The following is an 18730-nucleotide window of genomic DNA, read 5'->3' as shown; positions in this document are numbered from 1 at the left end:
TGTGCAGGCCCTTAGTATGAAGTGGTTTGTTATTTCTTGTTTATTAGGGATCTTCTCTCTAGGGCTGATTATGGTTTTTGATACTTCTTCAGCAGAGGTATTAGATCGCTCTCTAGAATGCAGCACACATAAAGCTCTCGTTCGCCAGGTGACTTATCTTATCCTTGGCTTAGGCCTCTCTTCTCTTCTCTACATGATGGAATGGAGGGATTTCTTAAAAATTAGTCCCGTGTTGCTTGCAGGAGCTACCCTAGCTTTAGTCTGTGTTTTTATTCCAGGAGTGGGGATTTGCCGTAATGGTGCAAAACGTTGGTTGGGGTTTGGTCAACTTACTATTCAACCTTCGGAATTTGTGAAATATCTCGTTCCCATAGTTGCTGTACAGTTCCTAACATTCTCTTCCTTGTATCAAAAACAACTTAAAATGTTTCTTAAACTTACAGCTGTTTTGTTTATTCCTATTCTTTTGATTGCAATAGAACCAGACAATGGCTCCGCTGCTGTTATTTCGGCATCCTTGATTCCTGTTTTTATCATGACCGCAGTGCGTCTTCGCTATTGGCTTCTTCCACTTGTATGTATCACCATAACTGGGGGAGCCCTTGCTTATAGAATGCCCTATGTTCGGTACCGTCTGAATGTCTACCTTCATCCTGAATTAGACATCAAGGGAAGGGGTCACCAGCCATATCAAGCTAAAATTGCCGCTGGATCTGGAAAGCTAATAGGAAAAGGACCTGGAGCAAGCCTTCAGAAGCTCACGTATCTCCCAGAAGCTCAAAATGACTATATTGCTGCAATATACGCTGAGGAATTTGGATTTGTAGGTATTCTTCTGCTCATACTTTTGTATATGTGCTTTGTCTACGGTGGCTATGCAATTGCTATAAAAGTGTCATCACTAGAGGGCGCGTCCTTGGCAATCGTCATTACTTTGATTATTAGCATGCAAGCGTTTATAAATTTGGGAGTGGTCTCAGGCTTGCTGCCCAGTAAAGGAGTCAACCTGCCTTTTTTTAGTCAAGGAGGGTCGTCTCTTATCGCAAATATGTGTGGAGTTACATTGTTATTGAAGGTATATGATGAAGAAAATTCGAAAAGTAGCCCTAGCTGTAGGGGGGTCAGGCGGACACATCGTTCCAGCTCTCTCAGTAAAGGAAGCTTTTTCTTGTGAAGGCATCGATGTATTGCTACTAGGAAAAGGTCTCGAGAACCATCCTTCTTTGCAACAGAACATCAGCTATCGGGAAATCCCCTCAGGGCTTCCTACAGTCATTAACCCTGTAAAGATAATGACTAGAACCCTTTCTCTATGTTCAGGATACCTTAAGGCAAGAAAGGAACTTAAAATTTTTAATCCTGACCTGGTCATAGGATTTGGGAGTTACCACTCTCTTCCTGTATTAATGGCAGGGTTATCTCGTAAAATCCCCCTATTTCTACACGAACAAAATCTTGTTCCTGGAAAGGTCAATAAACTTTTTGCCCGCTATGCTCGAGGCGTTGGAGTGAATTTCTCTCCTGTAGCCAAATATTTCCGATGTCCTGCTGAAGAGGTCTCCCTTCCTAAACGAAGCTTTTCTTTAGGAAGCCCTATGATGAAACGCTGTACAAATCATACTCCTACAATCTGTGTAGTTGGAGGTTCTCAGGGATCCCATGTACTAAATACCTTTGTTCCAAAAGCTCTTGTCAAGCTAGTGAATAAGTATCCCAACATGTACGTTCACCATATTGTGGGACCTAAAAGTGATATTGTTAAAGTGCAACATGTCTATAATCGTGGAGAAGTTCTGTGCTGTGTGAAGCAGTTCGAAGAACAATTACTCGATGTCTTGCTCGCTGCAGACTTGGTCATCAGTAGGGCAGGAGCTACAATTTTAGATGAAATCCTATGGGCAAAAGTTCCTGGGATTTTAATTCCTTATCCTGGAGCTTATGGACATCAGGAGGCTAACGCTAAATTCTTTGTAGAGATCTTAGGTGGGGGCGCTATGATCCTAGAAAAAGAGTTAACAGATAAGCTATTAGTAGAAAAAGTAATGTTTGCTTTAGACTCCCATAATAAAGAAAAACAACGCAGCTCCCTAGCAGTTTATGATCAACAGAGGGCTAAAAAAACATTCCATGCGTTTATTTGTGAATGCTTATAGGTTAATTACATGACAGAAACTCCTCATTATCATTTTATCGGCATAGGTGGTATAGGCATGAGTGCCTTAGCACATATTTTGCTTGATCGCGGCTATAGTATATCTGGAAGTGATTTATATGTAGGCCATACTATTGACAGCCTTAAAGCTAAAGGTGCGCGGTGTTTCTTAGGTCATGATGCATGCCATGTTCCCGATGGTGCCGTCGTTGTCTATAGCTCAAGTATAGCTTCTGATAATGTAGAGTATCTTGCTGCTATTGAAAAATCGTTATGCCTTCTCCATAGAGCAGAGCTCTTGAGTCAGCTTATGGATGGCTATGAAAGCATTTTGGTTTCAGGGAGCCATGGGAAAACAAGTACTTCATCTCTAATTCGAGCGATTTTTGAGGTAGCTCAGAAAGATCCTTCTTACGCTATTGGAGGACTAGCTCCAAACTGCCTGAATGGTTATTCTGGATCATCGAAAATCTTTGTTACCGAAGCAGATGAAAGTGATGGTTCTTTAAAGTACTATACGCCTCATGCATTGGTAATTACAAATATAGATAATGAACATCTGAATAACTATGGAGGAAATCTCGACAACCTCATAAAGGCAGTTCAGGATTTCTCTAGAAAAGCCATAGATCCTAATAAAGTATTTTATAACGGCGATTGCCCCATTTTGAGAGGAAAGATAGAGGGGATCTCTTATGGATATTCTCCAGAATGTCAGTTACATATAGTTTCTTATTGTCAAAAGGCATGGCAATCTTGCTTTTCCTTTACCTTTTTGGGTCAAGAGTATCGAGACATTGAGCTCAACCTCCCTGGACAATACAACGCTGCAAATGCAGCAGCAGCTTGTGGTATTGCGCTTGCCTTTGGCATAGAAATGAACATCATTCGAAAAGCTCTCAAAGAATTCTCAGGAGTTTATCGACGCTTGGAAAGAAAAAATACATCGGAAAACTTCCTTTTCTTAGAAGATTATGCCCACCATCCTGTAGAAGTTGCAAATACCCTGAGAGCTGTGCGTGATGCTGTGGGTTTGCGAAGGGTAATCGCAATTTTTCAACCCCACAGGTTCTCTCGTCTGAAAGACTGCTTAAATACCTTCCCTAAAGCATTCCAAGAAGCTGATGAAGTCATCATTACAGATGTCTATAGTGCTGGAGAAAGTTACAGAGAGTCTATAATCCTTACCGACCTTGCTGAAGATATTAGGAAGTCTTCTTACGCGCGTTGTTATTATGTCCCCCATGGAGAATTAGTAGAGTATCTACAAAAGTATATCCGCATTCATGACGTCTGTGTTTCTCTAGGAGCTGGAAATATCTATACTATTGGAGATTCTTTAAAAGACTTTAAACCTAGAAAACTCTCTATAGGATTGGTCTGTGGAGGCAAATCTTGCGAGCATGATATTTCTCTACTTTCTGCTCAACATGTCTTTAAATATATTTCTCCAAAACTCTATGATTTGAGTTACTTCATTATAGATCGTCAAGGCTTATGGAGAACAGGAAGGGATTTTGCTCATCTTATAGAAGAGACTCAGGGGCATTCTCCTCTTTCTTCGGAAATTGCTTTAGCCTTATCGGAAGTTGACTGTTTATTCCCAGTTCTACATGGTCCATTTGGAGAAGATGGAACCATCCAGGGATTTTTTGAAATATTAGGCAAACCTTATAGCGGTCCTTCACTACCTTTAGCAGCAGCTGCAATGGATAAGCTGTTAACAAAACGGATAGCATCCGCGGCTGGTGTTCCTGTAGTCCCTTACCAAGCTATAAATCTCTGTTTATGGAAACGTAATCCAGAAATATGTGTTCAGAATCTTATAGAGGCATTTTCTTTTCCTATGATTGTGAAAACCTCGCATTTGGGATCTAGTATTGGAATATTTTTAGTCCGTGATACAGAGGAATTAGAAAAAAAGATCTCAGAAGCTTTTCTATACGATACAGATGTATTTGTTGAGGAAAGTCGCTTAGGATCTCGTGAAATAGAAATTTCCTGTATCGGAGACTCTTCTAGTTGGTATTGTGTTGAAGGGCCAAACGAACGTCGTGGTGCTGGTGGGTTTATTGACTATCAAGAGAAATATGGGTTTGATGGGATTGATTGCGCTAAGATTACTTTTGATTTGGGGCTTCCCCAAGAATCTTTAGATTGTGTTAGAGAATTTGCAGAGCGTGTCTACCGAGCTATGCAAGGGAAAGGTTCGTCTCGAATAGATTTTTTCTTGGATGAAGAGGGGAATTACTGGTTATCAGAAGTCAATCCTATTCCAGGAATGACAGCATCAAGTCCATTTTTACAGGCTTTTGTTCACGCAGGATGGACAAAAGAAGAAGTTGTTGACCATTTTATTATAGAAGCTTTGCACAAGTTTGATAGACAGCAGACTATCGAACAGGCATTTACTAAAGAAAAAGCACTGATTAAAAGGTAATAAAAAAGCTAGAGATCTTTTTATTAAAATCTCTAGCTTTTACATTTAAATAGAAGCAGACAAGGAACCAAGATTAGTGGTGGTTACTACATTCACAAGAATGATGCACACTGTCTTCTTCTTCTTCTTGATCAAGATCTTCGTACTTACAGTGTCCTTGGCAGCACGTTTCAGATGTAACAAAATCATCTTCAGTAGAGTCAGTAGAGGGATCATCACCAATACAATCGTGGTCAGGGATTATATCATTTCTGTCTTCAGGCTGAATTAAATCTATCTGTACTTTCTTTTTTAATCTAGAACATACACGTCTAAGAATGGTTCTTAGAGCATGTATTGTGTTCCCTCTTCTTCCAATAATTTTCCCAATATCCTGCGCTGCAACACGAATTTCTAGTTTAATAGACTCGCTAGCTTCGTCTTCAATAGAACGAATTTCAACGGCTTCAGGATTAGTAACTAAATTCTTAACAATATATGCTACAAACTCTTCCATAAAATCCAAATTAAATTGAGATGTAGAAAGAAAAAAACATAACTCTATGTTTTTAAAGTTCCTTACGAAAGTGTAGATATTCAAAATGAAAAAGTCAATGTCTAATCTGAATCCAGAGGCTTCTTAGGGCAACTATCCATCGTTAACCAACTCAAGTACTTTGGATCCCCATATTCAATAGGGAATAGTAAGATTTCAGGGACATCATAGCTACAGAACTGCTTAATAGCTACGCAGATTTCAGAGAAACGTATGTCTATTGATTTGATTTGTACAAGATGTTCTTCAGATTTACATAGCTTTCCTTCCCATAGATATGTGGATTGTCCTTTAGGGAATACATGCACGCAGGAAGCAATATGTTCTTTAATAAGATACGTGGCTAAGGAGTTAGCACTTTGATTCGAAGGGAAGGATGTAAGAATAAGAACAGGGTTCATAGGGCCTTTAATAATAAGAAATTAGAGGAACGCAAATCATAAACGTACTGTTTTTCGACATCTATTAAGGGACTTTTTTTCGTTTGTTTATAAAGGTCTAAGGCAATATCTAATGTTTTAGTTGGAAGTCGTAACAGACTGCCTGAGGAGAGAGTAACTATAATTTCTCCAGGGTAGGAATCGGTTAAAGACAAGTCAATGATTTTCGGAAACTCCATAGCGAGTTCTTTAAGAAGAATAGCAGCAAGAGTCATTTTTTTTTTAGGTAGTTTTTCCATTTCTAAGTCTTCTTGAGAGAAAAAAATTTGAGGTAGATTAAGAGATGGGAAGTAAGGTTGGCAAAGAAAACAGTTTCCTTCCAGGTTGCACAACGTATTCGATTGGTTGCCAACATAGGCAATCGGTGTGTGTAGGGTATAGAAAATCGTAATACCTTTATTATCAGGAGATTTCTCTATAACTAAAGAGGAAAAAATCCCAAGAGCATTTAATGAAGACTCTGCTTCTTTAATAGAGAACTGATGTAGATATGTAGGAAAGTCCGCAGAAAGATATAAGTGTTCCGCGATTGCAGTCGGAGGAACTCTAGATAAAGTGGATGAAACTAAAAATAGGTTCCTGATAGGAGAAGGATTGAATTTAGATAAAGAAAGTTCAGGGAGAAATAACCAACAAAATATAGGAACACACGCCAATAAGCTCAGCATTATGAAGGTCAGAGCATAACATAAAGAGTATCGAGGGCCTGGAGGGAAAAGCGTTTTGAGAAAACGTCTTATCATGAGTTCATTGTTTTTTATTATGATCGTAAATAATATCCCTAATATTTACGAGATTACTTTTGGAGAGACTATAGATGAATTTATTAGCTAAACAATATGGAGACATCATTGTTATTTATTTAGAAGGATCTTTAGATGCTGTCTCGGTACCTAGCGTTCAAGAGTCTTTAGATCAGTTTGTCCAGAAAAAGAATTTTAAAATTGTTCTGAATTTTAAAGATGTCTCATATATCAGTAGCGCAGGTATTCGTCTACTGCTATCTAGTTTTAAATTAGTTCAGAGCTTAGGAGGAAAAATGTGCCTGTGTTGTGTCAGAGAGAGCGTAGCGGAGGTTATGCGGATTGCAGGTTTGGACCAAATGATCTTCCTGTGTCAGTCTGAACAGGAATGTTTGAGTAAGTTATAGTTTCTCTATATGCTTCCTTTTGAATTCGAGTCCAGTACAACTTCTTTTCCTGAATGCGATGTATGCCTTGATCCTCAGAAATTGTTTATAAAGTTATTCAAGCGTACTATCATCTTGCTTGCTGGGCCTACAGGATCTGGGAAAACAGAAGTTTCTTTAGCATTAGCCCCTATGGTTGACGGTGAAATCATCTCAGTGGATTCTATGCAGGTATATCGAGAAATGGATATTGGAACTGCAAAAGTATCTTTAAAAGCTAGACAAGCGATTCCTCACCATTTAATTGACATCTGTCATGTTCAAGAACCGTTTAATGTCGTGGATTTTTATTATGAAGCTATTCAAGCATGCCAAAACATCCTATCAAGAAATAAAGTGCCTATTTTAGTTGGTGGTTCAGGATTTTACTTTCATACCTTTCTTTCAGGTCCTCCTAAAGGTCCTGCCGCAGACCCTCAGATACGAGAACAGCTTGAAGCTGTAGCAGAACAACATGGAGTTTTTGCTCTTTATGAGGAACTATTTCTTAAAGATCCAGAATATGCTCAAACAATCACTAAGAATGATAAAAATAAAATCATTCGAGGGTTAGAAATTATTCAACTTACAGGAAAAAAAGTCAGTGATCATGAATGGGATATGGTCCCGAAAGCTTCAAGAGAGTATTATTGTCGTGCTTGGTTTCTTTCCCCCGTAACGGAATTTTTGCACAACAACATTCAGGTGCGTTGCGAAGCTATGCTGGAAGAAGGATTATTAGATGAAGTAAAGAACTTATTGACCCAGGGGATAAGGGAGAATCCTTCAGCATCTAAAGCAATTGGTTATCGCGAATGGATAGAATTTTTAGATCAAGGAGAGAAATTAGAAGGGTATAATGCAGCAAAAAGAAAATTTATATCCAATAGTTGGCACTATACTAAAAAACAAAAAACATGGTTTAAACGTTGTTCGATATTTCGAGAACTCCCTACACTAGGCCTTTCTTCAGAAGCTATTGCTCAGAAGATAGCTAAAGACTACTTGCTTTACAGTTAATGTGTTGATAAAAGGTATTTCTCTCCACAGGGATGAAGCCTTCAGATTGGATAATATCACAAATTTCTTCTTTAGAGCTCTGTACCGACCATCCTGTAGCTTTATGAACGCTTTCGTCTAAAATCACCCCTCCGAAATCATCAGCTCCGTAATGGAGAGCTTTAGCTCCTATGTTTTTACCTTCACTAAACCACGATGCTGCTACATGATCAACATTGTCCAGAATGATTCTTGCAAGCGCTAAAATGCGGTAATATGTTTCAGCAGAAGCACGATTAGGAATTCTATGCTGTAGAGCTGTATTACTAGGTTTATAACTCCAAGGGATAAAACTATAAAAGCCAGGGCAGATATCCTGAGCATCACGTATTGTTTGAAGATGTATAAGAATATCTTCAGGATTTTCCACATGCCCAAACATCATCGTTGCTGTTGTGCGAAAGCCCATTTGGTGAGCTAGCTTATGTAGATTGATCCAGCCTCCAGGCTTCATTTTTTTTGGCGAAATGATTTTTCTAACCCTCTCTGAGAGAATTTCAGCTCCGCCCCCAGGGATTGTGCGTTGTCCAGCATCCCATAACTGTTGGAGACCTTGTTGAATGCTGATCCCAGAGACCTGGCAAGCATGTTCAATTTCTACTGCAGAAAAGAAATGAGGATGAATTGAAGGAAATTCTTGCACAGTAATACGCACGAGTTCTTCAAAATAATCTATCCCTAAGTCAGGATGCACACCGCCCTGCATTAGGACAGTTTTAACTCCTATCCCTACATAACGTTGTAATAGGCGGCGGAAATCATCAAAAGACAGTAGATATGCGTCAGGAGATTTAGGTTGTCTGTAGAACGCACAAATAGTACAATCTATTTTACAAATATTAGTATAGTTTGGGTTGGCGTCCAGAACATAAGTAACTTCGTTTGAAGGATATCGTTCTTTACGAATAGAGTCTGCAAGTTTTTGTAACGTTTCTAGAGGTGACGAAACAAACATTTTCAGTCCTTCCTCAAATGAAATTCTTTTACATAAACTCATAAAATAATTGACGTTAAAGATTGGTAGAAGCAGACTTTAGCTTTTAACAATTTTATTTGTCAAGCCCCACACCTAAGTTGTTATTATGGATAATTCAGACAACAGCTTTCATACTTTGGAAACGGAGCAGCAATCGTTTTTGAACGATAAATTAGCAGTGGAAGAAGTAACATCTATAGAAAGCACTGAAGTTTCTGATGCAACATTACGTTTTTCTGATGAGATTAAAGAACTAGCCTCTCCAGAAAAGAAAGTTGCTTTTATCTTGGATAAGATGAGAGGCGCTTTAACTGCGACGTCTCAAGGCCCAGATTTAAGGTTGTTTTGGGATCTAAGAAAGCAATGTTTACCCTTATTTAATGATATCGAAGATATGATGAAGCGGGCAGATCACTGGCGTTGCTATATCGAGTTGACTAAAGAAGGCCGTCATCTCAAGACACTTCAAGATGAAGAAGGATCTTTTGTCGTTGGCCAGATTGATTTAGCAATCACATGTTTAGAAAAAGATATTATTGAGTTCCAAGAAGGAATAGAAAGTAAAATTCTCGAAGACGGAGATGAAAATTTTTTAGAAAGTCAAGCTTTAGATAAACATCGGGATTTTTATAAACAACATCATACATCATTATTATGGTTGAGTAGTTTCTCTTCAAAAATCATAGATCTCCGTAAGGAACTCATGAATGTTGGGATGCGGATGCGGTTGAAAAGTAAATTTTTCCAGCGTCTTTCTACTTTGGGGAATCAGGTATTTCCTAAACGCAAGGAATTTATCGAAAGAGTGAGTCGAACATTTGCAGAAGATGTTGATGCATTTGTCTCTAAATATTTCATTGGATCTGACAAAGATACGTTAAAAAAAACTGTTTTTTTTTTAAGAAAAGAGATCAAAAATCTTCAACACGCAGCGAAACGACTCTTTGTCTCATCGCATGTTTTTTCTGATACAAGATTGAAACTCAGTAAGTGCTGGGATCAACTCAAAGGGATGGAAAAAGAAATTCGCCAAGAGCAAGGCCGCTTACGTATCGTATCAGCTGAAAATTCAAAAGAAGTCCGTCAAATGTTAACCGAGGTATCCTCTCTTCTTACTGAGGGACACGATTTCATTAAAGTACGCAAAGACTTAGATGGTATTTCTAAGAAAATTCGGGCTCTTGATCTTACACACGATGATGTTATCTCCTTAAAAAAAGAGCTTCAGGCAGTATTTGATCGATTGCGAGAAAAACAAGATGCCGCGGAGCATTCTTATCAAGAGCAATTGACTAAAGATAAGCAAGTCAAGAAAGAAGCTGCACGCTCTCTTGCTGAGCGCATTACCGCATTTTCAAAAACTTGCTCCGAAGGGAACATTACTTTCGAGTCTCAAGAAGAGTGGCGGACATTGAAAGAGCTATTAAGTAAAATGTCTTTTTTGTCTCCTGCTGAAAAAATTTCTTTAGATAATCAACTCAATGTTGCTCTTCAAGCTATTGCCAACTTCTTTGAAGAACAACTTCTTTCTTCTCCAGATTCTCGAGAAAAGCTTACAAATATGCGCCAAGTACTCAAGCAAAGACGAGAGCGTCGCCAAGAACTTAAAGATAAATTAGAGCAAGATAAAAAATTATTAGGGTCCTCGGGACTAGATTTTGATCGGGCAATGCAATATAGTACTCTAGTTGAAGAAGACAAGCGTGCGCTTGAAGAGTTGGATGCAAGTATTTTAGAATTGAAGCAACAGATTCAGCAATTGCTATGAGAAGAAATTGTATATATGCTTTTGATTTAGATGGCACCTTATTGAAAGGAAATAGCAGTTGGAGTTTTTATCGCTATGGCCTACTTCAAGGTTTGTTTTCTTATAAAACGTTGCCCCCCTCTATTTGCCGTTTTTTTAGATTCAAGTTTTTTTTTGGGATCTTCCATCGTTCTATTATTCCATTGTAACTCATTTGCTTTCTCCTGTTTCCTGCGACGATCTTTATGAAGTTGCCTTAAATTTTGTAGCTACTTTGACGCTTTCTGATTTTTATGCTCCTGTTTTAGAAAAATTAGAAGAAGCTTTTGCAGATGCTACAGGACAGGTTATCCTTTTTTCTTCTTCTCCAGATTTTATTGTACAACCCATAGCTGAGCAAATCGGGATCAGCTCTTGGTATGCCTCTTGTTATCGCGATCAGTCTGCAGAACAGACGATTTATAAAAAATGTCTTACAGGTGATAAGAAAGCTCAAATTTTGAGTCATATAAAAAAAATTAACCAAGCAAGAAGTCATACCTTTTCTGACCACATTTTAGATCTCCCTTTTCTTATGTTGGGAGAAGAAAAAACGGTTGTTCGCCCGCAGGGCCGTTTAAAGAAAATGGCAAAAAAATATTACTGGAATATCGTTTGATTGTGCTTAAAAAAAAGCTCGACCTTATCTTGGATAATGGAGTATCCTAAACTTGGTTTTTATGGATTCATTTTGTTTTAATCTATTGAAAGTAGTTGTTAAGGCTATTGACAGCAAAAAAGGAAATAATCCAGTAGTTCTAGATGTTAGAACAATTTCAGAATTTACCGATTATTTTGTTTTTGTCGAAGGTAGTGTTAATGTTCACGTTAGAGCTTTAGCAAACACTATCGTAGAAGAATTAAAAAAGCAAAAAGTTAGCCCTCTTCATATCGAGGGGATAACTGATGGTAATTGGGTGGTGATAGATTATGGGTTTATTGTCGTCCATGTATTTGTTTCCGCAATTCGTGGGAAATATCGTTTAGAAGAGCTTTGGAAAGACGGATTTATTGTCGCATCCAAGCTTTTAGCTTCTTAGTGGAGTAAGGACCTACATGGGTAAAAAGCGCGTAGTTGTTACAGGATTCGGTGTTGTATCTTGCCTCGGGAATGAAGTAGATACTTTTTATGATAATCTGCTCGCTGGTGTTAGCGGTGTTCGGACAATTACTACTTTTCCTTGCGAAGATTATGCCACTCGTTTTGCTGGATGGATCCCAGAATTTAATCCCGAGCCTTATTTAGATAAAAAGCAAGCACGTCGTGTGGATCCCTTTATTACTTATGCCATGGTTGCTGCTAAAAAAGCGATTGCTATGTCGCGCTGGGACAAGGACCATCTGCCCGCTGATCCTTTACGTTGTGGAGTTATTGTAGGCTCTGGAATGGGAGGCCTCTCAACATTAGACGAAGGGATGGAAAGACTTTTAGTTATTCATAAAAAACTATCTCCTTTTTTTATTCCTTACATCATTACTAATATGGCTCCAGCACTTATTGCTATGGACTTTGGTTTGATGGGCCCTAATTATTCTATATCTACAGCATGTGCTACAGGAAATTATTGTATTGATGCTGCCTATCAACATTTAGTATCTGGGCGTGCTGATATGATCATCTGTGGTGGTACTGAAGCTGCAGTTAATCGCGTGGGTTTAGAAGGCTTTATTGCTAATCGTGCTTTGTCTGAAAGAAACGATGCTCCAGAGCAAGCTTCACGTCCTTGGGATAGAGATCGTGATGGATTTGTTTTAGGAGAAGGAGCAGGAATTCTTGTTTTAGAAACCCTAGAGAACGCTCTACGTCGCGATGCTCCTATTTTTGCTGAGGTTTTAGGAAGTTACGTTACATGTGATGCCTTCCATATTACAGCTCCTAGAGATGATGGTGAGGGAATTACTGCGTGTGTACTTGGTGCTTTAGAGTCTGCAGGAGTTCCTAAAGAACGAATAAACTATGTGAATGCTCACGGCACATCGACTCCTTTGGGAGATCTTTCTGAAGTCTTGGCCGTCAAAAAGGCTTTTGGCTCTCACGTACGCAATCTGCGCATGAACTCTACTAAATCATTAATAGGGCATTGTCTTGGAGCTGCGGGAGGTGTTGAAGCAATTGTTGCAATTCAAGCTATACTTACTGGAAAGCTTCATCCCACGATTAATTTGGATAATCCTATCGCAGAAATTGAAGACTTTGATGTAGTTGCAAATAAAGCTCAAGACTGGGATATTGATGTAGCAATGTCCAACTCATTTGGTTTTGGTGGACATAATTCAACGATATTATTCTCGAGGTATGTACCCTAATTATGATGAAGACAAAATATGAGTATTCTTTTGGTATTATTCCTATAAGGTTTTTCGGCACTCCCGATAAGAGCACATTAAAAGCTTGTTTTATTTGCCATACTCGAGGAAAACATTGGGGATTTCCTAAAGGACATTCTGAAGATAAAGAAGGTCCTCAAGAGGCCGCAGAGAGAGAACTAGTAGAGGAAACTGGACTAAGTGTTGTTAATTTCTTCCCTAAAGTTCTTATTGAACAGTATTCGTTTAATAATGAAGAGCAGGTCTTTGTTCGCAAAGAAGTCACCTATTTTCTTGCTGAAGTGCGTGGTGACATTCACGCAGATCCTATGGAAATTTGCGATAGCCAGTGGTTGCCCTTCCAAGAGGGACTCCGTTTACTAAGTTTTCCTGAATTGCGGGATCTTACTGTAGAAGCAGATAAATTTATTAATAACTATCTTTTTTCTTTTTAATTTTTAGGGAGAGGGAATACCTCTCCCTAAAAATTAATTCACATCAGCAGTCTCTCCAATATAGGATAAGTAATCCTCGTGAGCAAGCTGTATCACCTTTTGAGCTTCCTTCTTTCCATAAATGCCTACGATTTCGATTTTTGCTGGAACCCCTTTGATTAAGTGATCAGGAGTTGCTTTATATGTTAGAAAATAGTGCTGGATCATATCTAATACTGTCCCTGGGCAGTCTGAGATGTCTTCGATTTCAGCAAAAACTAGATCGTCCTCTAGAACAGCAATAATCTTATCATCGGCTTCTCCAGAATCAATGATGCGAAGTCCTCCTATAGGACGTGCTTGAAGTAAAATATTTCCATGATGGATATTTTTTTCTGTAAGAACACATACGTCCAAAGGGTCTTTATCGCCTTGGATTCCTTCACGACGTGTTTGTTCTCCGCTATATTTCCCAGAGGCATTCCCACAGTATGTTTGAGGCAGCAAACCATAAAGGCACGGACAAAAGTTAGAAAATTTTTGAGGTCTGTCTACTTTGAGCAAGCCTGTCGTTTTGTCTAATTCAAATTTTACAGAGTCGTAAGGAGTAATTTCTATATAGCAACATAGAGACTCGTAATTATCCTGAGTTAATACGGGGTGGTGCCAAGGATGCGCAACATATAACGGTTTTTTAGACATAAATAACTCTCAATATAAAATTTTCTATACTAGCAGGTTTGGTGAAATTAGACTAACACGGAGGAAGTTTTAAGAGAAGAGTCTGCTCGGGGTTGATTGACTTTTAATTAAAAGTGAACAATACTTTTATTTTCTAATTAACCCTCACTAATTTATGAAATACTCCCTAAATTTTAAAGAGATAAAAATAGAGGATTATGAGCGTGTTGTTGAAATCACATGTTCACAGGTGCGTCTTCATGCAATTATTGCTATTCATCAAACAGCAGTAGGACCAGCTTTAGGTGGAGTGAGAGCCTCTCTATACTCTTCTTTTGAGGATGCATGTACAGACGCTCTTCGCTTAGCAAGGAGTATGACGTACAAGGCAATAATCAGTAACACGGGTACAGGCGGGGGTAAAAGTGTAATCATTCTTCCTGAGGATGCTCCTTACCTTACTGAAGGTATGCTGAAAGCTTTTGGTCAGGCTGTGGATGCTTTAGAGGGTAAATATATCTGTGCCGAAGATCTTGGTGTCTCTATAAACGATATTTCTATAATTGCTCAAGAAACTCCCTATGTTTGTGGGCTTGCTGATGTTAGTGGAGATCCTTCTATATACACCGCACATGGGGGATTTTTATGCATAAAAGAAACAGCTCAACATCTTTGGGGATCTCGATCCCTTAGAGGGAAAAAAGTTGCTATTCAGGGGATTGGCTCTGTAGGGCGACGTCTATTACAATCGTTGTTTTTTGAAGGTGCCGAACTTTATGTTGCTGATGTTTTAGATCCCCCCCTGCTGGATGCCGTGCGACTCTACGGGGCTACGATTGTTCCTACAGAGGAGATCCATGCGTTGGAATGTGATATTTTTACTCCCTGCGCTCGTGGTAATGTGATTCGTAAAGATAGTGTTGTCGATTTAAATTGTAAGGCGATTGTAGGTGTCGCAAATAATCAACTTCAAGATAGCTCCGTTGGGATGATGCTTCACGAACGGGGAATTCTTTACGGTCCTGACTATTTAGTGAATGCCGGAGGATTGCTTAATGTGACTGCAGCAATAGAGGGAAAAACCTACGCTCCTAAAGAAGTTCTTCTTAAAGTAGAACATCTTCCTTTAGTCCTGCGTGAGTTATACAATGAAAGTAAAGCCACAGGGAAAGATCTTGTAGCTTTATCGGATTCCTTTGTCGAAGAGAGGCTGCTGGCCTATACCTCATAGAGCAATAAGTTTATCAGAGGGGACAACATTGAGTTGGCTTTGTACTGCTGCTAGTGTTGTCTCATGGATTTCCTGATTCCCAGAAGCAAGAATCACAGCGTGATTATTCAAGACCAAACTCTCTTTTCTATATTCTAAAGGGGCTCCTAAAGCATCGGTTACTCTACCACCAGCTTCTTCAACAAGAAAGGCTCCTGGCACGTGATCCCAAGCACGAGCAGGAGAATCAACAAAAGGGTAGCGAATGAAAAAATCTACAGCGCCTTCGGCAACTAAAGCGTATTTATACTGGCTTTCTACACGACGCGGACTTGGGCTGTTGGGGAGGCCAAGGCTAAGCTTACGTGTTGCATGATGCTGTTGATTCAATGCAGCTAACGAAGCCTCGCAGAATTGTTTTGTTTGTCCTCTATCAGTATAAATTAATCGTTTATCTAGATTTTGAGAATGTAAAATAGAAAGGCCACGACCTTTAGCCGCTGAATATACTTTAAATGTTTGATGATAGGAAGGACATGCCATGACCGATAAAATCGGTTGGTATTCATAAATTAGCGATACAGCAACAGCAAAAGCACGATGTCTGATAAAACCCGCAGTACCGTCAATAGGATCGACAAGCCAAAATAGAGAGGTTGGAGGTGAAGGAGCAACAAGAGTAGAAATTAAGTCTTCGCTCGAGATTCGGGGAGCCAACTGCCGAGTAAATTTTAAGATCTCTGGGATTTTTTGGTTATCTTGATTAGGATTTAAAACTTCCTCTCCAATAAAAGGAATATGAGGAAAAGCTTCTGCAAGTCGTTGTTTTAGGTAATATTGACTACCGTAATCGGCAGGAGTGATAAAGGATCCGTCGGCTTTTTCCCAAGAAGGGACTAAACGTTGTTCTTTTCGGTAGTTTAGTAATTGCGTGATGATTTCCGTAACTACAGACTCAACGATGTTCTGATAGTTAGGCAACTGAGAGTACATAGAATTTTCCTCAAGTATCTAGATAAGAATGTTAGCAAAAGTTAGGATTATGTTAAACTTCGGGAGTGGCACTATAGCTGAAAGCTTAGTGCTTGCTAAAATTCTTTTCCCTATAAGTAAGGGGAACTTATGCTAATGAAGCTATGGCGAGCTACTTATGAGGGCATGTATGCATTTCTTATAGGTATGTTGCTAAAGTTGCGCTACCGTATGCATGTTGAAGGGCGGAAAACCCTAAATCTCAATCCTAGACAAGGGTGTTTATTTCTTGCGAATCACGTCGCGGAAATTGATCCCGTTATCCTAGAATACCTATTTTGGAGGCGATTTCATACTCGTCCCATGGCGGTCGAGTATTTATTTCGCAATCCCATTGTTCGATGGTTTTTAAACTCTGTAAAATCTATTTCTATCCCCCAAGTTGTTCCTGGTAAAAAGAATAAGGAGACCTTGGACTGTATGAACAAATGTTATGAAGAAGCCACAGCGGCTTTAAATAGAGGGGAAAGCATCCTTCTCTATCCTTCAGGAAGGTTATCTAGAACAGGGAAAGAAGAAATCGTTAATCAGTATTCTGCGTATGTGTTATTACATGAAGTTGCGGAATGCAACGTAATTTTAGTAAGAGTTTCAGGTTTATGGGGGAGCGCATTCTCTCGCTACAAGCGTGACTCTACACCTAAGTTAGGTCTTGTGTTTAAAGAAGCTTTGCGTGCTTTACTCCGTCGCGCGATTTTTTTTATGCCCAAAAGGTTTGTAAAAATTACTCTATGTCAAGTAGATCATCTTTTTTTAAAGCAATTTCCAACTAAACAAGATCTAAATACTTTTTTAGCCTCTTGGTTTAATCAAGGAGATGACAGTTTGCCCATAGAAGTTCCTTATGGATAACGAGGAAGTTACGAGGTATGCACGATCAATGGAATAGGAGTCGTAACAACCGTCCTTTAGGGTTGCGACCAGGATCTACGGTATTAGAAAATTTTTTAATACTATGTTCCGAACTTGATGCTGTAATTGCCTGTTTCGACGAGCATCTTGGTTCTCTCTCTTATCGAGAGCTTCGCAATGCTGTAATTGCCGTAGCAATCAAGGTATCGAAATTTCCTGAAGATAGAGTCGGGGTTATGATGCCTGGATCTATAGGGGCTTATATTGCCTATTTTGGCATTCTACTTGCAGGAAAGATTCCCGTAATGATCAACTGGAGTCAGGGACTTAGAGAACTGCGTGCATGTACAAAAACAGCAGAGATAGTTCGTGTTCTAACTTCACAGCAGCTGGTCAAACATTTAACTGAGGTCCAAGGGTTGATAGAGTATCCCTTTGATCTTGTCTATATGGAAGATATGCGTAAACAGCTTTCCTGGTGGGAGAAGTGTCGCATAGGGCTGTATTCTAAGTGTTCCGTTCCTTGGTTACTTAGGATTTTTGGAGTTTCAGGATTGGAGAGCAATGACATTGCTGTGATTTTGTTTACTTCTGGAACAGAAAAATTGCCAAAAGCAGTCCCTCTAACCCATAAGAACTTAATTGCGAATCAAAAAGCGTGCCTGAAATTTTTCGATCCAAGTAGGCAAGATGTCATGTTGGCCTTTCTACCTCCTTTTCATGCTTACGGTTTCAATAGCTGCGGCATGTTCCCTTTACTTGTTGGCTTTCCTGTAGTATTTGCTTCTAATCCTTTAAACCCTAAAAAGTTAGTTGAGCTGATCGATGACAAAAAGGTCTCTTTATTGGGGAGTACCCCAGTATTTTTCGAATACATTCTGAAAACAGCAAAAAAACAAAATTCCCATTTAGAATCTCTGCGGCTTGTTGTTATCGGTGGTGACGCGTTGAAAGATAGCCTCTATGAAGAAACTAAGAAATTACAGCCAAAAATTACTTTATATCAGGGATATGGTGCTACCGAATGTTCTCCTGTTATTTCGATTACTACGAGAGAAAGTCCTAGAAAACCAGAGTGTGTGGGATTGCCGATCGGAGATATGGATGTGCTCATTATTTCTAAAGAAACTCATGTTCCCGTATCTTCAGGAGAACAGGGGTTGATCGTTATCCGTGGGAGTTCTGTATTCTCAGGATATCTGAGCAGCCCTAAACATCAGGGTTTTGTCTCCCTAGGTGGAGATTGGTGGTATTTGACTGGAGATTTGGGTCATATAGGTCCTAGTGGTGATCTATTTTTAGAAGGTAGGCTTAGCCGATTTGTAAAAATCGGTGGAGAAATGGTCAGCCTAGAGGCTTTGGAGAGTATTTTGCGTGAACATTTTATTGCCAATCAGAATAGCGATGCAAACTTCCTAGTGGTTTGTGGTATTCCTGGGGATAAGGTAAGGCTGTGTTTATTTACTACTTTTCCTACAACAATACATGAAGTAAATGATATCTTAAAAAACGCTGAAACCAGTAGCATAGTGAAGATATCCTATGTGCATCAGGTTAAAAGCATTCCTATCTTAGGCATTGGAAAACCTGATTATGCCTCGTTAAATGCTCTGGCTGTTTCATTATTTGGCTAAGTAGCCTTTTTTCTGAGGTAGGTT

19 protein-coding genes are annotated in these 18730 nt (G+C 39.2%); 13 read left to right on the top strand and 6 right to left on the bottom strand.

Features of this window, described 5'->3' with window-relative positions:
- The first annotated feature begins 16 nt into the window (after positions 1 to 16).
- Genes ftsW through CMV32_RS01815 form a run of 3 tightly spaced genes read left to right on the top strand, consistent with a single transcriptional unit; the run spans position 17 to position 4592 of the window.
- On the top strand, positions 17 to 1174 hold the full coding sequence (gene ftsW / locus CMV32_RS01825; protein ID WP_100934353.1) for a putative lipid II flippase FtsW: 1158 nt from the start codon (positions 17 to 19) through the stop codon (positions 1172 to 1174).
- Positions 1080 to 2153 (top strand): undecaprenyldiphospho-muramoylpentapeptide beta-N-acetylglucosaminyltransferase, encoded by a 1074-nt coding sequence (gene murG, locus CMV32_RS01820; RefSeq protein WP_100934225.1) that lies wholly within the window; start codon positions 1080 to 1082, stop codon positions 2151 to 2153. The genes ftsW and murG overlap by 95 nt, the downstream gene beginning before the upstream one ends.
- Before the next feature lie 9 nt (positions 2154 to 2162).
- Positions 2163 to 4592, top strand: a complete 2430-nt coding sequence (locus tag CMV32_RS01815; RefSeq protein ID WP_100934224.1) for a bifunctional UDP-N-acetylmuramate--L-alanine ligase/D-alanine--D-alanine ligase — start codon at positions 2163 to 2165, stop codon at positions 4590 to 4592.
- Positions 4593 to 4665: 73 nt separating this feature from the next.
- Here CMV32_RS01815 and CMV32_RS01810 read toward each other — a convergent pair whose 3' ends face one another.
- From CMV32_RS01810 to CMV32_RS01800, 3 genes are all read right to left on the bottom strand, one after another.
- Positions 4666 to 5088 (bottom strand): KH domain-containing protein, encoded by a 423-nt coding sequence (locus CMV32_RS01810; protein ID WP_100934352.1) that lies wholly within the window; start codon positions 5086 to 5088, stop codon positions 4666 to 4668.
- 101 nt (positions 5089 to 5189) lie between these two features.
- A complete protein-coding gene (cutA, locus tag CMV32_RS01805; RefSeq protein WP_100934223.1) occupies positions 5190 to 5528 on the bottom strand; it encodes a divalent-cation tolerance protein CutA in 339 nt (112 codons plus the stop codon).
- Entirely contained in the window at positions 5525 to 6310 is a 786-nt protein-coding gene (locus CMV32_RS01800; RefSeq protein WP_100934222.1) for a hypothetical protein, read from the bottom strand. Before CMV32_RS01800 ends, cutA begins: the two co-directional genes overlap by 4 nt.
- A 74-nt stretch (positions 6311 to 6384) precedes the next feature.
- Between CMV32_RS01800 and CMV32_RS01795 the strand changes: the two genes are divergently transcribed.
- Together CMV32_RS01795 and miaA are read left to right on the top strand one after the other, a co-directional pair.
- Entirely contained in the window at positions 6385 to 6717 is a 333-nt protein-coding gene (locus CMV32_RS01795; RefSeq protein ID WP_100934221.1) for an STAS domain-containing protein, read from the top strand.
- Between the two features lie 9 nt (positions 6718 to 6726).
- On the top strand, positions 6727 to 7755 hold the full coding sequence (miaA, locus tag CMV32_RS01790; protein ID WP_100934220.1) for a tRNA (adenosine(37)-N6)-dimethylallyltransferase MiaA: 1029 nt from the start codon (positions 6727 to 6729) through the stop codon (positions 7753 to 7755).
- On the opposite strand, the gene mqnC is transcribed toward miaA, so the two are convergent.
- A complete protein-coding gene (gene mqnC / locus CMV32_RS01785; protein WP_100934219.1) occupies positions 7730 to 8791 on the bottom strand; it encodes a cyclic dehypoxanthinyl futalosine synthase in 1062 nt (353 codons plus the stop codon). The genes miaA and mqnC overlap by 26 nt on opposite strands.
- 85 nt (positions 8792 to 8876) lie before the next feature.
- Here mqnC and CMV32_RS01780 point away from each other — a divergent pair, with 85 nt between their 5' ends.
- From CMV32_RS01780 to CMV32_RS01755, 5 genes are all read left to right on the top strand, one after another.
- The gene (locus CMV32_RS01780) at positions 8877 to 10538 is read left to right on the top strand and encodes a coiled-coil domain-containing protein (RefSeq protein ID WP_100934218.1); all 1662 of its coding nucleotides are present in this window, start codon (positions 8877 to 8879) and stop codon (positions 10536 to 10538) included.
- A 193-nt stretch (positions 10539 to 10731) separates the two neighbouring features.
- Positions 10732 to 11175: an HAD family hydrolase gene (locus CMV32_RS01770; RefSeq protein WP_100934216.1), complete on the top strand. Its 444-nt coding sequence runs from the start codon at positions 10732 to 10734 to the stop codon at positions 11173 to 11175.
- 61 nt (positions 11176 to 11236) lie between these two features.
- The gene (gene rsfS / locus CMV32_RS01765; RefSeq protein ID WP_100934215.1) at positions 11237 to 11596 is read left to right on the top strand and encodes a ribosome silencing factor; all 360 of its coding nucleotides are present in this window, start codon (positions 11237 to 11239) and stop codon (positions 11594 to 11596) included.
- 16 nt (positions 11597 to 11612) lie between these two features.
- Complete coding sequence (gene fabF, locus CMV32_RS01760) at positions 11613 to 12863, top strand: beta-ketoacyl-ACP synthase II (protein ID WP_100934214.1); 1251 nt, start codon at positions 11613 to 11615, stop codon at positions 12861 to 12863.
- Positions 12864 to 12865: 2 nt separating this feature from the next.
- Entirely contained in the window at positions 12866 to 13318 is a 453-nt protein-coding gene (locus tag CMV32_RS01755) for a bis(5'-nucleosyl)-tetraphosphatase (protein ID WP_100934213.1), read from the top strand.
- A gap of 33 nt (positions 13319 to 13351) precedes the next feature.
- Here CMV32_RS01755 and CMV32_RS01750 read toward each other — a convergent pair whose 3' ends face one another.
- The gene (locus tag CMV32_RS01750; protein ID WP_100934212.1) at positions 13352 to 13999 is read right to left on the bottom strand and encodes an inorganic pyrophosphatase; all 648 of its coding nucleotides are present in this window, start codon (positions 13997 to 13999) and stop codon (positions 13352 to 13354) included.
- Positions 14000 to 14153: 154 nt separating this feature from the next.
- Here CMV32_RS01750 and CMV32_RS01745 point away from each other — a divergent pair, with 154 nt between their 5' ends.
- Positions 14154 to 15209, top strand: a complete 1056-nt coding sequence (locus CMV32_RS01745) for a Glu/Leu/Phe/Val dehydrogenase family protein (protein WP_100934211.1) — start codon at positions 14154 to 14156, stop codon at positions 15207 to 15209.
- Here the strand turns inward: CMV32_RS01745 and CMV32_RS01740 are convergent.
- Complete coding sequence (locus CMV32_RS01740) at positions 15204 to 16181, bottom strand: inositol monophosphatase family protein (RefSeq protein ID WP_100934210.1); 978 nt, start codon at positions 16179 to 16181, stop codon at positions 15204 to 15206. The two genes, CMV32_RS01745 and CMV32_RS01740, sit on opposite strands and share 6 nt — an antisense overlap.
- Before the next feature lie 129 nt (positions 16182 to 16310).
- Between CMV32_RS01740 and CMV32_RS01735 the strand changes: the two genes are divergently transcribed.
- Together CMV32_RS01735 and CMV32_RS01730 are read left to right on the top strand one after the other, a co-directional pair.
- Complete coding sequence (locus CMV32_RS01735; protein ID WP_100934209.1) at positions 16311 to 17072, top strand: lysophospholipid acyltransferase family protein; 762 nt, start codon at positions 16311 to 16313, stop codon at positions 17070 to 17072.
- A 17-nt stretch (positions 17073 to 17089) separates the two neighbouring features.
- Positions 17090 to 18706: an AMP-binding protein gene (locus tag CMV32_RS01730; protein ID WP_100934208.1), complete on the top strand. Its 1617-nt coding sequence runs from the start codon at positions 17090 to 17092 to the stop codon at positions 18704 to 18706.
- Positions 18707 to 18730 lie beyond the last annotated feature (24 nt).

This window comes from Candidatus Chlamydia corallus (assembly GCF_002817655.1).
GTDB classification, from domain to species: Bacteria; Chlamydiota; Chlamydiia; order Chlamydiales; family Chlamydiaceae; genus Chlamydia; species Chlamydia corallus.
The sequence above is the reverse complement of the archived record's forward strand: the minus strand, read 5'-3'. Positions and strand labels throughout refer to the sequence as shown.

Bases quoted from the DNA above. Each gene is read 5' to 3' on its own strand.
- CMV32_RS01755 (WP_100934213.1), top strand. From the start codon at position 12,866: ATGATGAAGACAAAATATGAGTATTCTTTTGGTATTATTCCTATAAGG.
- CMV32_RS01800 (WP_100934222.1), bottom strand. From the start codon at position 6,310: ATGATAAGACGTTTTCTCAAAACGCTTTTCCCTCCAGGCCCTCGATAC.
- CMV32_RS01795 (WP_100934221.1), top strand. From the start codon at position 6,385: ATGAATTTATTAGCTAAACAATATGGAGACATCATTGTTATTTATTTA.
- mqnC (WP_100934219.1), bottom strand. From the start codon at position 8,791: ATGAGTTTATGTAAAAGAATTTCATTTGAGGAAGGACTGAAAATGTTT.
- CMV32_RS01740 (WP_100934210.1), bottom strand. From the start codon at position 16,181: ATGTACTCTCAGTTGCCTAACTATCAGAACATCGTTGAGTCTGTAGTT.
- CMV32_RS01745 (WP_100934211.1), top strand. From the start codon at position 14,154: ATGAAATACTCCCTAAATTTTAAAGAGATAAAAATAGAGGATTATGAG.
- ftsW (WP_100934353.1), top strand. From the start codon at position 17: ATGAAGTGGTTTGTTATTTCTTGTTTATTAGGGATCTTCTCTCTAGGG.
- fabF (WP_100934214.1), top strand. From the start codon at position 11,613: ATGGGTAAAAAGCGCGTAGTTGTTACAGGATTCGGTGTTGTATCTTGC.
- CMV32_RS01815 (WP_100934224.1), top strand. From the start codon at position 2,163: ATGACAGAAACTCCTCATTATCATTTTATCGGCATAGGTGGTATAGGC.
- cutA (WP_100934223.1), bottom strand. From the start codon at position 5,528: ATGAACCCTGTTCTTATTCTTACATCCTTCCCTTCGAATCAAAGTGCT.
- rsfS (WP_100934215.1), top strand. From the start codon at position 11,237: ATGGATTCATTTTGTTTTAATCTATTGAAAGTAGTTGTTAAGGCTATT.
- miaA (WP_100934220.1), top strand. From the start codon at position 6,727: ATGCTTCCTTTTGAATTCGAGTCCAGTACAACTTCTTTTCCTGAATGC.
- CMV32_RS01780 (WP_100934218.1), top strand. From the start codon at position 8,877: ATGGATAATTCAGACAACAGCTTTCATACTTTGGAAACGGAGCAGCAA.
- CMV32_RS01735 (WP_100934209.1), top strand. From the start codon at position 16,311: ATGCTAATGAAGCTATGGCGAGCTACTTATGAGGGCATGTATGCATTT.
- CMV32_RS01750 (WP_100934212.1), bottom strand. From the start codon at position 13,999: ATGTCTAAAAAACCGTTATATGTTGCGCATCCTTGGCACCACCCCGTA.
- CMV32_RS01730 (WP_100934208.1), top strand. From the start codon at position 17,090: ATGCACGATCAATGGAATAGGAGTCGTAACAACCGTCCTTTAGGGTTG.
- CMV32_RS01810 (WP_100934352.1), bottom strand. From the start codon at position 5,088: ATGGAAGAGTTTGTAGCATATATTGTTAAGAATTTAGTTACTAATCCT.
- murG (WP_100934225.1), top strand. From the start codon at position 1,080: ATGATGAAGAAAATTCGAAAAGTAGCCCTAGCTGTAGGGGGGTCAGGC.